Source organism: Martinezella paranaensis, from assembly GCF_014200235.1.
GTDB classification, from domain to species: domain Bacteria; phylum Pseudomonadota; class Alphaproteobacteria; order Rhizobiales; family Rhizobiaceae; genus Rhizobium; species Rhizobium paranaense.
The window spans coordinates 1-16,238 of the sequence record NZ_JACHBI010000004.1 but is presented as its reverse complement, the minus strand read 5'-3'; the positions used below and the strand labels follow the sequence as shown (position 1 = coordinate 16,238).

At 58.3% G+C, this 16,238-nt stretch carries 16 protein-coding genes and 1 tRNA gene; 6 read left to right on the top strand and 11 right to left on the bottom strand.

Going from position 1 to position 16,238, the window contains the following annotated elements; all coding sequences use genetic code 11:
• Positions 1–122 precede the first annotated feature (122 nt).
• A complete protein-coding gene (locus GGD50_RS11410) occupies positions 123–1,409 on the top strand; it encodes a nucleotide sugar dehydrogenase (protein ID WP_107109858.1) in 1,287 nt (428 codons plus the stop codon).
• A 7-nt stretch (positions 1,410–1,416) separates the two neighbouring features.
• Here GGD50_RS11410 and GGD50_RS11405 read toward each other — a convergent pair whose 3' ends face one another.
• Positions 1,417–2,349 (bottom strand): NAD-dependent epimerase/dehydratase family protein, encoded by a 933-nt coding sequence (locus GGD50_RS11405; RefSeq protein WP_107109859.1) that lies wholly within the window; start codon positions 2,347–2,349, stop codon positions 1,417–1,419.
• Positions 2,350–2,538: 189 nt separating this feature from the next.
• Between GGD50_RS11405 and GGD50_RS11400 the strand changes: the two genes are divergently transcribed.
• Positions 2,539–3,114 (top strand): sugar transferase, encoded by a 576-nt coding sequence (locus GGD50_RS11400; protein WP_107109860.1) that lies wholly within the window; start codon positions 2,539–2,541, stop codon positions 3,112–3,114.
• A 211-nt stretch (positions 3,115–3,325) separates the two neighbouring features.
• Positions 3,326–4,660, top strand: coding sequence for an O-antigen ligase family protein (locus tag GGD50_RS11395; RefSeq protein WP_245407529.1), 1,335 nt, complete (start codon positions 3,326–3,328; stop codon positions 4,658–4,660).
• A gap of 23 nt (positions 4,661–4,683) precedes the next feature.
• Here GGD50_RS11395 and GGD50_RS11390 read toward each other — a convergent pair whose 3' ends face one another.
• The 8 genes from GGD50_RS11390 to GGD50_RS11355 all read right to left on the bottom strand — a co-directional run bounded on the left by GGD50_RS11390 (position 4,684) and on the right by GGD50_RS11355 (position 11,272).
• A complete protein-coding gene (locus GGD50_RS11390; protein WP_107109862.1) occupies positions 4,684–5,820 on the bottom strand; it encodes a glycosyltransferase family 4 protein in 1,137 nt (378 codons plus the stop codon).
• A 123-nt stretch (positions 5,821–5,943) separates the two neighbouring features.
• Positions 5,944–6,492 (bottom strand): dTDP-4-dehydrorhamnose 3,5-epimerase, encoded by a 549-nt coding sequence (rfbC, locus tag GGD50_RS11385; protein WP_107109863.1) that lies wholly within the window; start codon positions 6,490–6,492, stop codon positions 5,944–5,946.
• A 67-nt stretch (positions 6,493–6,559) separates the two neighbouring features.
• Positions 6,560–7,447, bottom strand: coding sequence for a glucose-1-phosphate thymidylyltransferase RfbA (gene rfbA, locus GGD50_RS11380; RefSeq protein ID WP_107109864.1), 888 nt, complete (start codon positions 7,445–7,447; stop codon positions 6,560–6,562).
• A gap of 79 nt (positions 7,448–7,526) precedes the next feature.
• The gene (rfbD, locus tag GGD50_RS11375; RefSeq protein WP_107109865.1) at positions 7,527–8,426 is read right to left on the bottom strand and encodes a dTDP-4-dehydrorhamnose reductase; all 900 of its coding nucleotides are present in this window, start codon (positions 8,424–8,426) and stop codon (positions 7,527–7,529) included.
• Complete coding sequence (rfbB, locus tag GGD50_RS11370) at positions 8,423–9,490, bottom strand: dTDP-glucose 4,6-dehydratase (protein ID WP_107109866.1); 1,068 nt, start codon at positions 9,488–9,490, stop codon at positions 8,423–8,425. Before rfbB ends, rfbD begins: the two co-directional genes overlap by 4 nt.
• 270 nt (positions 9,491–9,760) lie before the next feature.
• Positions 9,761–9,834, bottom strand: a tRNA-Gln gene (locus tag GGD50_RS11365).
• 249 nt (positions 9,835–10,083) lie between these two features.
• Positions 10,084–10,719, bottom strand: a complete 636-nt coding sequence (locus tag GGD50_RS11360; protein ID WP_107109867.1) for an NrsF family protein — start codon at positions 10,717–10,719, stop codon at positions 10,084–10,086.
• Entirely contained in the window at positions 10,706–11,272 is a 567-nt protein-coding gene (locus tag GGD50_RS11355) for a sigma-70 family RNA polymerase sigma factor (RefSeq protein ID WP_107109868.1), read from the bottom strand. Before GGD50_RS11355 ends, GGD50_RS11360 begins: the two co-directional genes overlap by 14 nt.
• Before the next feature lie 388 nt (positions 11,273–11,660).
• Between GGD50_RS11355 and GGD50_RS11350 the strand changes: the two genes are divergently transcribed.
• Entirely contained in the window at positions 11,661–11,951 is a 291-nt protein-coding gene (locus GGD50_RS11350; protein ID WP_107109869.1) for a BufA1 family periplasmic bufferin-type metallophore, read from the top strand.
• A 55-nt stretch (positions 11,952–12,006) separates the two neighbouring features.
• Here the strand turns inward: GGD50_RS11350 and GGD50_RS11345 are convergent, their stop codons facing one another.
• Positions 12,007–12,963, bottom strand: a complete 957-nt coding sequence (locus GGD50_RS11345; protein ID WP_107109957.1) for a phytanoyl-CoA dioxygenase family protein — start codon at positions 12,961–12,963, stop codon at positions 12,007–12,009.
• Positions 12,964–13,440: 477 nt separating this feature from the next.
• Between GGD50_RS11345 and GGD50_RS11340 the strand changes: the two genes are divergently transcribed.
• A complete protein-coding gene (locus GGD50_RS11340; protein ID WP_107109870.1) occupies positions 13,441–14,364 on the top strand; it encodes a DUF1003 domain-containing protein in 924 nt (307 codons plus the stop codon).
• Between the two features lie 121 nt (positions 14,365–14,485).
• Here GGD50_RS11340 and GGD50_RS11335 read toward each other — a convergent pair whose 3' ends face one another.
• On the bottom strand, positions 14,486–14,758 hold the full coding sequence (locus GGD50_RS11335) for a hypothetical protein (protein ID WP_107109871.1): 273 nt from the start codon (positions 14,756–14,758) through the stop codon (positions 14,486–14,488).
• Positions 14,759–15,042: 284 nt separating this feature from the next.
• On the opposite strand from GGD50_RS11335, the gene GGD50_RS11330 reads away from it, so the two are divergent.
• Positions 15,043–15,261: a hypothetical protein gene (locus GGD50_RS11330; RefSeq protein ID WP_028751596.1), complete on the top strand. Its 219-nt coding sequence runs from the start codon at positions 15,043–15,045 to the stop codon at positions 15,259–15,261.
• The last annotated feature ends 977 nt before the right edge of the window (positions 15,262–16,238 follow it).

Here is a 16,238-nt window from a genome sequence, read left to right as displayed (position 1 = left end):
AAAGCCTCGGCCTGATCGTCACATTGATCTGACTTGCACCCGAATTGGCCTCTTCTAACAAAGATTTGCGCTGACACGCCGCTTAGGTTTGGCTAATTCAGGTCGATTGTTCGAGGTGGATTGTGTTGAGCGAAAAAATTGCCGTCATTGGCCTGGGTTATGTCGGATTGCCTGTCGCGATCGCCCTGGCTGAGAAATTCTCCGACGTGGTCGGCTTCGATATCAAGACGTCCCGCGTCGCGGCCCTGAAAGCCGGAGAGGATGATACCCGCGAGGTTTCATCCGCACGTCTGAAGGAAAGCGGGCTGCGCATCAGCAGCGACATTCACGACCTGCAAGACCGGGATATCTTCATTGTCGCCGTTCCGACGCCGATCGATAGGAACCGGCAGCCGGATCTGCGCCCGATGATCTCCGCCTCACGCACCGTCGGCCAGGCTTTGAAGAAGGGCGGCATCGTCGTCTATGAATCGACGGTCTATCCCGGCGTGACGGAAGACGTGTGCGGCCCCGTGCTTGCCGAGGTCTCGGGCCTGCGCCAGGGCGAGGATTTTCACGTCGGCTATTCGCCTGAGCGGATCAACCCCGGCGACAAGGAGCATACGTTCGAACGCATCGTGAAGGTCGTCGCCGGAGACAACGAGGAAACGCTCGATAGGATCGCCGCCGTCTATGGCGCGGTGGTCCAGGCTGGTATCCACCGCGCGCCCAGCATCAAGGTGGCGGAAGCCGCCAAGGTGATCGAAAACACCCAGCGCGACCTCAACATCGCCTTGATGAACGAGCTGTCGATCATCTTCGAGAAAATGGACATCCGCACGGCCGACGTGCTGAAAGCGGCCAGGACGAAATGGAATTTCCTGCCCTTCACGCCCGGTCTGGTTGGCGGCCACTGCATCGGCGTCGACCCCTATTATCTCACCGCCAAGGCTGAGGAACTCGGCTATCATCCGGAAGTCATCCTCTCCGGCCGCCGCATCAATGACGGCATGGGCGCCTTCATCGCCCAGAAACTCATCAAGATGCTGGTATCAGCGCAAAAGCCGATCAACGGCGCCCGGATCGGCATCTTCGGCCTGACCTTCAAGGAAAACGTCCCCGATCTGCGCAACAGCCGCGTGCCGGACATCATCCGCGAACTGCATCAATTCGGCCTCGAACCGCTGGTGCACGACCCCATGGCCAGCCATCACGAGGCGGAGGAGGAATACGGCGTGCGGCTGGCGGCACTCGAGGATTTCGGCAAGCTCGACGCCCTCGTCCTTGCCGTGCCGCACAAGTCCTATTTGACCGATGGCGCTGCGCAGATTCTTGGTCTGCTTGGCGAGAACGGCGTGGTGGTCGACGTGAAGGCCGCGTTGGAGCAGAGCAATCCGCTGCTCGAGGGGCATGCTGTCTGGAGCCTGTAAGCAGCAGTCAGCGATCCCGCTCGGATGCCGCAACCGTCAGCCGCAGACCGTCCTCGACCGAAAAAGGCGGCGACCAGCCGGTGATCGCCGTCGTCTCGCCAATATCGACCTGCAGCGACCCCAAGAGACGTTGCGCCGCCGCGCGACGGCCAAGCAGCGCCGCAAGCCCTTCCAGCAGTCGCGGCGGTACGGGCAGCAGCAGCGCTTTTCGCCCCATCGTCGAAGACAGCTTGCCGATCAATTCGCCGATCGAAAGATCCGCGCCGTCGCTGATCAGGAACACGCGATTTCCCACATCGGTATGGCGCGCGCAGAGCAGGATGAAATCGACGAGATTGCCGACGAACACGAGGGATCTCCGGTTTGCGACCAGGCCGAACGGCCAAGGGAACGGCCGCTTGGCCCATTTCATCAAGCTCGCGAAATTCGCCTTCACCCCAGGGCCATAGACAAGAGGCGGGCGGATGATGACGACATCCATCTTCGTTTCGTTGCCGATGGCCAGGAGCGCCTCCTCCGCTTCCCGCTTCGATTGACCATAGGCGTCCTCCGGATGCGGCGTATCGGACGCGGTAAACGGCTTGCCCGGTGCGATCGCCTCACCATTGACCTTGATCGAACTCAGGAAAATGAAGCGCTTGACGCCGGCCTTCGCCGCCTGCCGCGCCAGATTGACGGTGGCGTCGACATTGGCGGCGCGAAAGGCGGCAAGCGGATCGGCCGAGGTGTCGTTCATGACATGGACACGCGCCGCCAGATGCACGACCGTTTCGACGCCGGCGAGCGCGCCGGCCCAATCCGTCCCGCTATCGATGTTGCCCATGGCCAGAAAACCCGGCTTCGCCGCGCGGCTGACCGGTCGATAGGCCATCTGTCTCCGCGAAAGCTCGGCACAAAGCGCCTGCCCGACAAAACCCGTCGCGCCCGTCACCAGGATCATGCGTCTGCCACCCCTTGTTCTGCCCGATTTTCATTCCCGTCATGCTTTGCACAATCCCTCCTCGGGGAACAAGCCCGGCAAAATTCGTGATGAGGGCGATTGTGAACAAGTCCACGATATGAGATGCACTCCGCACAAAGCCGTCATCGGCGCAACGACACACGAGCCCCGGCAGAACTACCAGAAACGATGCCCTATACGATCGCCAAGCGCCTTTTCGACTTCCTTGCCGCCCTCGGGGCAACATTGGTCTTTTCCATCCCGATCCTGATCGTCGCCATCGCCGTCCGATTGACCTCCCCCGGTCCCGTTCTCTACTGGTCGGACCGTGTCGGCCGTGGAAACAAGATTTTCCGCATGCCGAAATTCCGCAGCATGCGGACCGACACGCCGGCGGTTGCGACCCATCTGCTGAAGGACGCCAACGCCTATCTGACGCCGATCGGTTCCTTCCTGCGCAAATCCAGCCTGGATGAGCTGCCGCAGCTCTGGTGCATCCTGAAGGGCGAGATGAGCATTGTCGGCCCTCGCCCGGCCCTCTTCAACCAGCATGACCTGATTGCGCTGCGCACCGAGCGTGGCGTCGACGCCCTGCCGCCGGGTTTGACTGGCTGGGCGCAGGTCAATGGCCGTGATGAGCTGCCGATCCCGCAGAAAGTGGCGTTGGACGAAGACTATTTGCGCCGGCGCTCGTTTCTCTTCGATCTCAAGATCATCGTCCTGACGGTGCTGAAAGTTCTGCGCAGCGACGGAGTGACGCATTAGCGACGCGGCGATATCAGAAGGTTTTGATATCATAAACGGACCGCATAAAGTGTCGGCCACCGAAATGCCGTATTCATGCCGGCTTGCGACCTTACGGGCCAGCGGAGACCGGCTGGCAGAAATATGAACAAAGGCGGACGCAATATTGGCTCAGTTGCAGGCGAATAAACCACAAGTCGATCGTGGGTCCGGAAGCAATGCCGGAGAACTCGTGCCTGTCGTCCTGCCGCAGCGCTTGATCGTCCTTGGCAGTCTCCTATGGCTCATCGTCGTATCGCCGCTCTTTGTCGAAAGCGCCGCCTATCGGTATGTCGCGCCCTTCATCGCCCTCATCGCCCTGCACTATTACCGGAAAGCGTCGGTCCGCCCGCGCACAGACTGGCTCGGATGGCTGTGCATGGCCTGGGGCACCTATGTGCTCGTCCGCTTCGTCGCCATCTTCCTCCTGACGCCGGCGCATTTGATCGGCGCATCCGACTGGCTCTATGCCTATCCCCTCTTCTTTCCGATCCTCGGCGTTGCCTTGTTGCTCTACGAACCGGTGCTGGAAAAAATCGTCGCCGCTGTTCTTGCGATGGCGCTGATCATGCTGATCGCCACGCAGCATTTTCGCGAGGTCTTTGCCGGCGAAACGGTGCGCCCGCTGATCATGAACAATCAGATTCATGGTGCAGTCGCCTGCGGCCTGATCCTGATCCTCACCGCTTTCTGGCTGCTGCACTATCTGACGGACAAATCCAGCAACCGGTCGATCGCTCGCTTCGCGTATATCGTCTCGCCATTGATTGCCATTCTCTGTCTGATCGCCATCTACGGCGCCAAGTCGAAAGGCGTCTGGCTAGCGCTCGCCGCCACGCTGCCAGTGCTGGGGCTGGTGACCGTGACCTATCTGCGCTTGAAAACCGGCCTCATCGTCGTCGCCTGCGCAGCAGTGCTTTTGCTGGCGGGCGCCTATGCGGTGCGGCACAATATCGAAAAGACCGCTGGCCCGACGGTGGCTTCCACCATCGAGATGTTCGACAACATCACCAAGAGCCGCGATCTCGGCGACGCCGTATCAAGCACCATCACCTCTGATGCCACGCCCTTTGCCATGGATGCCCGACTTCAGCTTTGGTCGAATGGCTGGGAACTGTTCTCCTCCGCGCCCATTTTCGGCTGGGGCGGCGAATGGGTGGAGCGCTGGAAGCATACGCGCTATGCCGACGTCCAATATACGCTGCTGCACAACGGCTATCTCGAAATGCTGGTGCGGCACGGATTGTTCGGCGGCCTCGTCATGGCCCTCATTCTCGCCGCGCTCATCTCCAATGTCTGGCGTGCCCGTAAAGCTGGCCTGATACCGCGTACCGCCTGGCATGCCTATGCCGTCTGTCTGTTCTTCTTTTCGCTGACGCTGCTCAGCAACTCCAACAACCGCCTCGCGATCGGCGAAAGCCTAGCGCTGACAAGCTCCGCCTTCGCCTTCTGGTGCCGCATGCGCTTGAAAGGGGAACGCTTGTTGATGCCGAGGACGAAACCACAGGCGGAAGCGGTCAGCGCCTGATCACGAGCGGGTCCCCTACGCTGTTAGCGCTTACCTGCGCCGGACGGCATTTGACTGTGCAGTCGTTTGTAGAGCACAGCATAGGCATTACCCATCCGCTCGGCGGTAAAGCACTCTTCGTATCGCAGGCGAGCCGCTTTGCCTAAAGACGATGCCGTCTCGCCATCGGCAATAAGACGTCCCATTGCATCTGCAAGTGCCGCTGGGTCGTTCGGCCGCACGACATAGCCCGTTTTGCCGTTTTGATTCACGAAACTGGTGCCCGTACCGATTTCACAGGAAATCATCGGTTTACCGAACATCGCGGCTTCGACAAGCGAAAGGCCGAATGCTTCCGAGCGGAGATTGGAAGGGAATACGAATCCCGTGCAGAGTTCGAGAAGGGCAGTCTTGTCCGCATCCGGCAGCGCGCCGAGAAAGATGACGTTTCCGAGGCCGTGCTGCTGCGCATATTCCTTCAACGATGCTTCCATCGGACCTTCGCCGACGATGACAATATCGCTGGCCGTCTGTCGCGCAGCCTCAAGAAGGATGTGAACGCCCTTATAATAGCGCAGTACGCCTACAAAGAGGAAAAACGGCTTGGGGAATCGTGCCCGCCAACGCGCCCTATCCTCTTCCTTTGCCTTCCGATAATCCGCCTCGTCCAGGCCAAGCGGGATGACGGTGGTCTTGTCCTTGTAGCGCTGCAAGACCGCGCTCGTCGCCAGATAGTTCGGGGAGGTGGCCACGATCGCGCCGACGCTCGCCAGGAAACGGTGCATGACCGGTTCGTAGAGCTTCAACAGAAACTTCTGCTTCACGATGTCGGAATGGTAGGTCACGATCGTCGGCTTGCCGGGCGGGGCGGCAAGATGGACGATATCCATCATCGGCCACGGGAAATGGTAGTGGATGATGTCGGCCTTCCGGCTCAGCTCCCGAAAGCGGCCGAATGCCTCGCGCGAAAAGCCGGTGGAGGCAAATTCCAAATCGAGCTTCGCCTTATGGGCCATATGGCCGTCGAATTCGACGTTGCCATTCTCAGGCGTCTTGCTGAGCGAGAGGACGTCGGACTGTATGTCGTGCCCTGCGACGCCCTTGACGATCGCATGGATTGTCCGCTCGATCCCGCCGAAAGTATCCGGCCAGTATGTTTTGAAAAAATGTAGAACGCGCATGTCATTCCTGTAGCGAGAGAAGCTGCGCAGGTCCATAACCGGCATCGCTCGAAGCGCCGGATGTCAGATCAACCCTTCATGCCGCAGACGATCCACCATCTTCTGCACGCGGCATATGCAGGCTCAATCGAAGATCTCGGCATCCGCCAGCAGCGGTTGCCGCTGATCCTTGTCGGAAAACGTCAGGGGGCCGACCGTTTTCCAGTCGATTGCGAGCGTCGGATCGTCCCAGCGAATCCCGCGGTCGCACTGCGGCGCATAATAGTCGGTGGTCTTGTAAAGGAATTCGACGCGGTCGCTCAGCGTCAGGAATCCATGCGCAAACCCTTCCGGAATCCAAAGCTGACGCTTGTTCTCCTCCGACAGAAGGACGCCGACCCATTGCCCGAAGGTCGATGAAGACCGTCTGATGTCGACGGCGACATCATACACCTCTCCGATGACGACGCGAACGAGCTTGGCCTGAGCATGTGGCGGCAACTGATAATGCAGGCCGCGCAGGACGCCCTTCCCGGACCGGCTGTGATTGTCCTGCACGAATGTCGCGCTTCGCCCGATCGCCGCTTCGAATTTGACCTGGCTGAAGCTCTCGAAGAAAAAACCGCGATCGTCGGCAAACACCGTCGGTTCGATGATCTTGACGTCCGGTATGGCGGTATCGATGGCCTTCATCTGTCTTTCCTGCTTCACTCTGCCCGCATCGGAGGGACCAGCGGGTGCAACATTACCAAGCGCGTGGTTAAAATACCCGTTCCCGCAAAATCCCGAGAAGATACTGCCCATAGGCGTTCTTCTTCAGCGGATCGGCCAGGGCCTCGACCTGGGAAGCATCGATCCAGCGGCTCCGATAGGCGATTTCCTCGGGGCAGGCGACCTTCAGGCCCTGCCGGCTTTCGATGGTGGCGATGTAATGGCTCGCCTCCAGCATCGATTCATGCGTGCCGGTGTCGAGCCAGGCGTAGCCGCGGCCCATCGTCTGGACATCGAGCTGCCCTGCCCTAAGGTAATGCGCGTTGACATCGGTTATTTCCAGTTCGCCGCGCGGCGAAGGACGTATGGACTTCGCCACATCGACCACATCGGCATCGTAGAAATAGAGCCCTGTGACAGCATAGTTGCTCTTGGGGACTTTCGGCTTTTCTTCGAGGCTGATCGCGCGACCCTGAGCATCAAATTCGACCACGCCATAACGATGCGGGTCCTGCACATGGTAGGCAAAAACGGTGGCACCGCCCTGCTTGTCGCTTGCTTGATGAAGAAGCTTGGTGAAATCGTGCCCGTAGAAGATGTTGTCTCCCAGCACCAAGGCCGACGGGGCGCCGTCGAGAAACGACTCGCCGATAAGAAACGCCTGCGCAAGACCATCGGGGCTCGGCTGAACCGCATAGTCGAGCTTGATGCCCCACTGGCTTCCGTCTCTTAACAACTGCTCGAAACGAGGCGTATCCTGCGGCGTCGAAATGATGAGGATTTCGCGAATGCCGGCCAACATCAAAGTCGTCAGCGGATAGTAGATCATCGGCTTGTCGTAGATCGGCAGGAGCTGCTTGCTGACGGCAAGGGTCGCTGGGTATAGGCGCGTTCCGGATCCGCCGGCGAGAATGATGCCCTTACGTGCTGTATTCATTGTAGAAAAGTCTCGACTCGAATTCTTTGCAGGCAATCGGATAAAAAACGACAACTATAATTTTAGAACTTCGCGCAACTCAACTTGAAGCGGGAGAAAGCCTCGCGATCACCTCCGTCACACCCTCCTGCCAAGCCGGAAGATCCAACCCAAAACCACCCGTCAGTTTCGCGCAGTCCAACCTGGAATTATGCGGCCGCTTCGCCGGCGTCGGATATTCGGCGGTCGAGATCGGCTTGAGAGCATCGAGCGTCAGCGCAAGATTGAAGTTTTTCGCGGATGCTTCGCGGACGATATGTGCGGCATAACCATGCCATGACGTCTTGCCCTCAGCGCTCAGGTGATAGGTGCCCGATACATCAGGCGTATTCGAACCACTGACGATGTCGACGATCCTGCGCGTGACATCCGCAATCAACGCCGCCGAAGTCGGTGCGCCGATCTGATCGGCGACGACGTTCAACGCACTGCGCTCCTGCGCAAGACGCAGGATGGTCTTGAGGAAGTTGTTGCCGTGATGGCCGTAAACCCAGCTCGTCCGCAGGATGACGTGATTTGCGCCAGCGGAGCGCACCGCCTCTTCGCCCAGCCACTTGCTTTCGCCATAAACCGACTGCGGATTGACAGCATCGCTCTCCACATAAGGATCGGCTTTCATGCCGTCGAAGACGTAGTCCGTCGAATAATGCACGAGATAGGCGCCGTTATCGGCGGCCCAGCGGGCCAGCACGCCGGGTGCCGTGGCATTGACCGCCATCGCCTGCCCTTTTTCGCTCTCGGCACGATCGACGGCCGTATAGGCGGCGGGATTTACGATGATCGCCGGCTTGTGCTCCCTGAGCACCGAGAGAATGCTCGCCTCATCCGACAAATCCATCTCCGCGCGCGTCGCGGCGATTATTTTGCCCAGGGGCGCCAGGGAACGCTGCAATTCGAAACCGACCTGCCCATTGGCGCCGGTGACCAGAAGCGCGCTCACGCCTGAACCTCATACTGCTTGCCGACCCATTCGCGGTAAGCGCCGCTGGTGACGTTCCCTACCCAATCCTGATTGGCGAGATACCATTCGATCGTCTTGCGAATGCCGGTTTCGAACGTCTCTTCAGGCTTCCAGCCCAGTTCGCGCTCGAGCTTGCGGGCATCGATCGCGTAGCGGCGATCATGACCAGGCCTGTCCTTCACGAAGGCGACCTGGTCCTTGTAACGACCGCCGCCAGCCTTCGGCCGTAGCTCGTCGAGGATGCTGCAGATCGTATGCACGACGTCGAGATTGGGTTTTTCGTTCCAGCCGCCGACATTGTAGGTCTCGCCGACCTTGCCGGATTGAAGCACGCGACGGATGGCGCTGCAGTGATCTCTGACATAGAGCCAATCGCGAATCTGCTGACCATCGCCGTAGATCGGAAGGCTCTTGCCTGAGAGCGCATTCAAGATCACCAGCGGGATCAGCTTCTCCGGGAAATGGTAAGGGCCGTAGTTGTTGCTGCAATTCGTCGTCAATACCGGCAGGCCGTAGGTATGATGCCAGGCGCGCACCAGATGGTCCGACGCAGCCTTGCTTGCTGAGTAGGGGCTGTTCGGCTCGTATCGATTGAGTTCGTTGAACGGCGCATCATCCTTAGAAAGCGTGCCGTAGACCTCGTCGGTCGAGACATGAAGCAAGCGAAACGCCTGCTTCTCGTCACCCGGCAGGCCGTCCCAATAACCACGAACCGATTCGAGCAAATTGAACGTGCCGACGACATTCGTCTGAATGAACTCGCCAGGTCCATGAATGGAGCGGTCGACATGGCTTTCGGCGGCAAAATTGACGACGGCGCGCGGTCTATGGGTGGCGAGCACATCACCGACCAAATCGCGGTCTCCAATGTCGCCATGAACGAACACATGGCGATGATTGCCGTTCAATCCTTTCAGCGTATCCAGATTGCCGGCATAAGTCAGCTTGTCGAGGTTGATCACCACCTCATCGAAGCGATCCAACCAATCAAGAACGAAGTTCCCCCCGATGAAACCGGCGCCCCCAGAAACCAATATCGTCATTTCGCTTTCAGTCTCACTAAGCCTTTTAATACAACTTCCAATATGACAGCGGTCGCCAGACCTATATTTTCGGGAAAAATTGCCGATGAATGGCTGACTTCTACAACGTCTACGAACGTTTTGAAAAGCGTTTCGCTGCGACTTCGCTTAAAAATTGTCCCAGCATCCAGCGATTTTCGGTCGCGAAAAATGCTAACAACAGCGCATGGGGAATCATGGCCCGGACAGCTATGCCTGCGAAGGAAGATCTGTTGATTGGAGCGCTTAGATTGGCTGGGAAACCTGGATTCGAACCAAGATTAACGGAGTCAGAGTCCGCTGTTCTACCATTGAACTATTTCCCAACAGCCGCCGGACGTTGAACGCCCCCGCGGGGAAAGCAGCGCCTCTATAATGGAATTCGCCGCGGATGCAAACACTTTAACGCCCATGAATGAGATTTTTTGGGCAAGGCACAGCCAACAGACAAGATAGTCCCTGAACAACGGCGTTTCCAGCCACTATTTGAAAACTGGCCGGACGCCTTCCCGGCAGCTTCGATCAATCCAGCGATAGCGTTTACGACCGCCGCGTCGCCGTCCAGCCCCAATCCATCACCAGCGCAGCATGCGCCTGCCGACGAGATATCCAACCGACGTCACCGCAGCAATGGCGATCGGATACCACAGCAGGACGAAGAGCGGGCTGTCATCCGTGCAATTGGAAGCATAGAAGGTGGCGGCGACGCCGCTCGCGGCAAGCCCGGCGACTGCGCCGGCGAAACCCGGATTTTCCGGCGCCCCTTGGCGCAGCGCAAAGAGGAAACAGGCAAGCGGGCCGATCGACAGCAGCGGAATGAGTGTCAGGCAGAAGCGGGCATTGTGCCCGATCATGCGTGCGCCCCAGCTATCGGCCGGCATGACCATCATCTCGGCGAGAGCTGCAGCGACCAGCAGTAGCGGTGCCGCAAAAAGCGCCCAGCCCCAGGGACGCAGCGACACGCCGGGACGGCCGACGCGAAAGACGACGGCCCCGGCGGTGACGGCCAGCGCGATCGTGACGACGAATTTGAACAGGAAGCGCACCGTTTCCATGGCGGTGCCTATATCGGCACGAAAACCGATCGCCGCGAAGAAGATCGCGCCGCTGATGAGGATGCCACCGACGACCGCCAGCATCAGCGCCTGCCCGATCCGCGAACGGACCGGCGCATCCTGCGCCAGAAGATTGATGAGGTCATCGGTTTTCACGTGTCTCGCTCCGATATAAGGCGGCAAGCGCCTTCAATGCGCGATGCAGGGCGACGCGCACTGCACCCTCCGTCATCTTCAGCCGATCGGCGGTCTCGCGCACGCTGGTTCCCTCGACGGAAATCGAGCGTACGATGGTCCGCTGCGGATCTTTCAGTTGCTCCAGCATACGATCGACATCAAGCCGATCCAAGGTATCCGTCTGCTCTTCCGCCTCCAAAATATCGATGACATCGTCGATCGGCACGTTCACATGCCGCCCGCGTCGCCTCAGGCTGTCGATCAGCTTGTTGCGCACGATGGTCGATATCCACGGGCCGATCGGACGCGAGGTATCCCACGTTCCGCGTTTCAGATGTATCGTCAGCAACACTTCCTGGACCACGTCCTCGGCCTCGCTTGCCGGCGCGCCGAACTGATCGCAACGCCGGCGCGCCATTGCGCGCAGGTATGGAGTGACGGCAGACAGGAAGCGATGATAGGCCTGCGCATCGCCATCGATGGCGGCCCGCATCCAGACTGCCCATTCCTCTTCGCGCGCCGAATAATTCATTCGGCATCTCCTTCTACGCGCGACCGCAGGCTTTTGTTACCGGCAATGGTCATTCTTTTGCAAAACCTTGCCTCAATCGGATTTCGGCCAAGACAGATGCGCCAGAGATTGGGCATCGTCAGGTGATTCGACCACTATGAGGCATGAAAGAGTGCCGCTTGGAAAGGTCGTTATTCCACATCCGCTACGTATTGACCCTCGGCCTCAGCGATCTTCCCTGCCGCTCCCTTTGTCTCACGGAAACCAAACCTCATTTATTGCTTCCGATATACATCCAAAGAATGGAATAATGGACTGCGTTGAACAGACGTTTGCCCGTGGCGTCTGTAATCGCCGCAGACGCCTGCGCAATCCGCGGACAGCTCATGCTTTTTAGGGAAACAAGCTTATGAGGGACAGCGTCGTCACTGTGGCTATTGCCAGCATGCTGGTGTCCGCGGTCGCATCCCTTATTGCGGCTCCAGCCGCAGCGGCCGACGGCAAGGCGAAGGAAAAGTGCTACGGCGTGGCCCTCAAGGGCCAGAACGATTGCGCGGCCGGCGCAGGCACCACCTGTGCCGGCACGTCGACAATCGACTATCAAGAGAATTCCTGGAAGCTGGTGCCCGCCGGGACCTGTGAAATGATCAAGACGCCGAACGGCCATGGCACCCTGGCACAAGGACCGGCGCCCGCTTGACCGAAGCCAGCCGTCGGGAGCCCGGATGTCCGGGCAGAGCCCAACGGATCACCACCTATCGCAGAACCGGCTCTCCATGGAATCGGCGGCGCGACGGCTTCGAAACGCCGAAACCGACTTCCATCATCAGCCGTGGCTTTTGCGTCGGCACGGTACCCATGTGGAAACCGAAGGGATCTTCGACGAAGCCGAAACCGGCTTTGCCGGTCAGCGTGACGGCGCTTTCCTCTCCGTAAAATCGAAGAACCTCTTCTGCCGGATGGCCGACCAGGAGGGTCAATTGATGCTTCACCCGCCGCCTTCTATGGCTGCCCTTGACGAAGACGTGCGGCCCGGTGCCTTCATCCACATCGACCAGATTGAAGAAGAACTTCAGCATTCGCCAGTCATCGAGGTCGAAATGATATTTGTCGAGCGAAGCGAGGCTGCGATCCGCCTCCGAGGCCTGCGTCGGAAAACTCCACCAGATGCGCGTGGTTATCACTTGGGCCTGCCCGCCGAGATAGTGCCGGGCCACGTCGCCAAGCAGAGGATCGCGCTGAACCGCGAGGACCGCATCGCAATCGAGCGAACGCTCGAAAAAATGTCCGCTGAGAAGAGGCCGGCCGAAACGCGCCTCCGCATCCGCATGTTCGGGCGCCACGAATTCAAGCTTCCTATCAAAATTGCCGAAGCAGCCGGTGGTTCGGGCAAATTCGGCAATGTCGCGGTGAATGCTCTCGGGCAGGATCAAACCGGGGAAAAGCCCATCCGTCCGCAGCGCATTGACAACTGCGTCGCACTCGATCCCTGAAAACATCGATTGGCCGGCCCCCGGACGCGCCACAGGCCGCCTGGTCGCCAACCAATGCATACGCCGAAACGGCATCGTTCGGGCCAGCAGAAACATCGGCAGCCAAGCCGGATTTTCCCGCACGTCCGTCAAATAGGTGGGTATTCGAACAGCCATTCGCTTCAGGCGGCCGCCCTTCCGGGCGATGGACTCCAAGTCGTCAGCCGGAGGATTGTGCATCGGTATCCTTTCCGCACGCGCATGAATCGACAACAACAGGCGAAGCTTGTTGAAAAATTCGCCGGAGGTAATCCTTTTCGGCGCCGCAAGACGCCTGTTGCAGCGCGGCAAATAGAAGCTCCTCAACCGGGGTCAAGAGGCTGGAAAGGCACATTCCTGCTTGTTTTACGAAAATCCGCGAGACGATCGCCTTACGATTTTACAAATGTTTTCAAGGACTCACGGGTCGGTTGTTAAATGTTGCTGTACTTTGCTGGCGATGAACGGATGTAGCGCTATTCGCTCCGCCGACCGCAATTTATTTGCCATTGTTTAGGATAAGAGCGCTAGGAAGCATTTACAGCGAACGGGTGGCCGACCGAGACTGAGGCGAAACTGGAACAGTTTTCTAGGAGTCGATCGCGCAGTCAATTTACAGTCACAATCCTGTTCCGATCATCGGCTAGACGAACGAGCAACTGCGAAAGAGGGCGGCATATGACAGAGACAAAGACCTTTGATCCGGCGGAAGGCATCGTCGACTTTGACGCGGGCGAAGGTGAAGCAGCGACCGTGGTGATGGACGACTACACGAAAAGCCTCGCCCGGGCGAAGGCCAAGTCCGTCAAGCTCGTCGACGCTATCACCGGCGCAACGCTCAAGAAGAAGGATGCGGTGCATTTTGATGACCTGCGCCCCTCGCTTGCGGAATTCGTGCGCCACAGACATCCGGACATCCGCTCCGACGACTATATCAGCCGCAAGGCGATGGACGATTATCGCGCCCAATATATCGCCGAACTGCTGGTAGACGAGCGCGGCGAACTTTCCAACCTCGAAGACGAAGTCGTCGAAAGCCTGAAGACGCACGACACGCTCGCCGAGAACATCGAAGAGGACTACGAGGATCATCGCTCCATCGGCGACCGCATGGCCGATATGGTCGCGTCCTTCGGCGGAAGCTGGACCTTCATCATCTCGTTCTGCTTGTTTCTGACGGTGTGGATGGGCATCAACCTCGCCATGGGCGAAAAGAGCGCCTTCGACGTCTATCCCTTCATCCTGTTGAACCTGATCCTTTCAACGATCGCCGCCCTGCAGGCGCCGATCATCATGATGAGCCAGCGCCGGCAGGAAGCTAAGGACCGCTTGCGCGCCCTCAACGACTACAAGGTCAACCTGAAGGCCGAATTGGAAATCCGCCACCTGCATGAAAAAGTCGACCATCTCCTCAATCGCCAATGGGAGCGGCTGACCGAAATCCAGCAGATCCAGATCGAGATGATGCTGGAACAGGCCAAGGCGGCCACCCGCGCGCTGAAGGTCAGCAAGGCATCGAAAGTGAAGACCAATGCCTTGAAGAACCTCTTCGGCGGCAAGCCCAAGCCGGAAGCCGAGGAGCCGGAGGATTCGGCGGAATAAAGCCGATTGGCTTGGTGGGCGCCGCCCGCCAGGCCTGCCGTCTTAACACATGCTCGTACATTCAGAGGCCGCCATTGTCCCCTCGGCCTCTTCTCTCGAACAGAAAAATACGCCTGGTTTCCTATGGCTGCGGATGAACGGCCATCCGCGCTCCCGTGGGCGCATATTCGCTCGACGACAGGCCGGAAGCCCGCCGGCAGCATAGCCGAACCCCGTCGGAAACGTATTTCTTGTTGTAGACGCAGGGAGCCCTCTCCGCGGTGCCGGGCAGCAACAAAGCGCTTTCCGCGATCTCGGCTGCGGGTATTATCGACGACACACGGATAATGTTTTGCGCCGCATCAGCGGCCGTAGCACCCCAAAATACGACGAGAAAACACACGATCGTTCTCATGCCCCTCTCCTTTATGTTAGAAATTAAACAATAAACCTGAAGTTGTTTGTCGTCAATTTAACACTCTTAAGGTAGCTAGAACGGATGAGGCTGGCACGCGACGCAGCTCTGCCGGATGCGATTTTCGCGATGCTGCACAAGACGATAGATCGAATAAGCTCAGCATTGTGGGCCTGGGAAGGACGCTAGGCGACGTAATACCTACGTGTTAGCCACCATAGTAAGGTTGACTCGCGGTTTGCGCGTCCTAAGCTTCACCTTGGAACTACCACTGAGGTGTCGCCATGACCTACTTCGAGGAGACCAAAAGAATAGCATGCGAAAATGACGCCGGGCGCCGCATCGTCATTATCGAACAATTGAAATGGCCCAAATTCGCCTTCTCGGACCGACCGGGAGGCCCCGTCTTCGACTACATGACGGAAGACGGACAGATCGCCAACAAGCTGGACGACGAGAACTTCCTTTTGCTCCTGACGGACGAAGTCTTCCATCGCGCCTAGCGCACCCGCTTTCGGGTGAAATCGCCAGCAAACGGAAAAATGCCCCTGGAGTCAAAGACCGGAGCGACCTTTGTGCGTTCAAATGAACGCACGGCGCTCTGACCGAACAAGTCAGCCTCCATCACAAGCGCGGCAAGCTTCGCACATCCCTCATACAAGATACTCCTAATGCGCCGTTGAACTCGGCGCAAATAGAGAAGGGGGATATAGTTATGGACTACGACTGGGACGGCGTGAAGACACGCCGCATGAGGATGCTGAAGCTCGGCATATCACTATTCATCTTCGCGATGACCTTGGTAGGGCCGACGATGTTTCTTTTACATTTTAGGTAGGGAAGGGCGTATTTAATCGGCGGGCTAGAGCTTGGCCGTAGGCGGAAGCCGCTGACGCTTGGCGGAAAGTCAGCATGCTGCGCAAGCAATATGGCGACGGAGAGGCGAATTCGACCACTCTGCCATCTCTTCGGGTATGTTGGTCGACGCATTTGAAGCGCAGGCGTTCTCAATAACGATAGAAGAATGGGTGGCAATTTGGGACACCTTCCGAAGTATCGTTTCTCTGCAGAGTTTTGAGCGCAATTGCCTCACGGAGATTGTCTCAGGATTGTCGAAAGCATTGATGCCGCTTTGATTGATACCATCGTCTGGCACGAGATCGGGACAAGTTGATGACAACGTTGATTAAAATCCTAAAGATTGAATTTATCGGCCTCTAGCATATGGCGAGCTAGTCTCTCTCCAGACAACTTTTCCTTTGGTTGAGGCCGGAATGATTAGGATTGCTGGACCCTTGGCTCTCTGCGCAGTGACGCTGGGCTCATGCTCGGGTGAGAACCAAAGTCCGGACGTGCAGAAATTTGAACGGAGCGAACTCCACGCCCTAGACGAGCGATTCCATGAAAGCGGCCTTTGATGGAACCTGAAGCGGGCTGGCGGATTCCTGGTTTGAGTTATCCAAATGAGGAGTTTCATCAT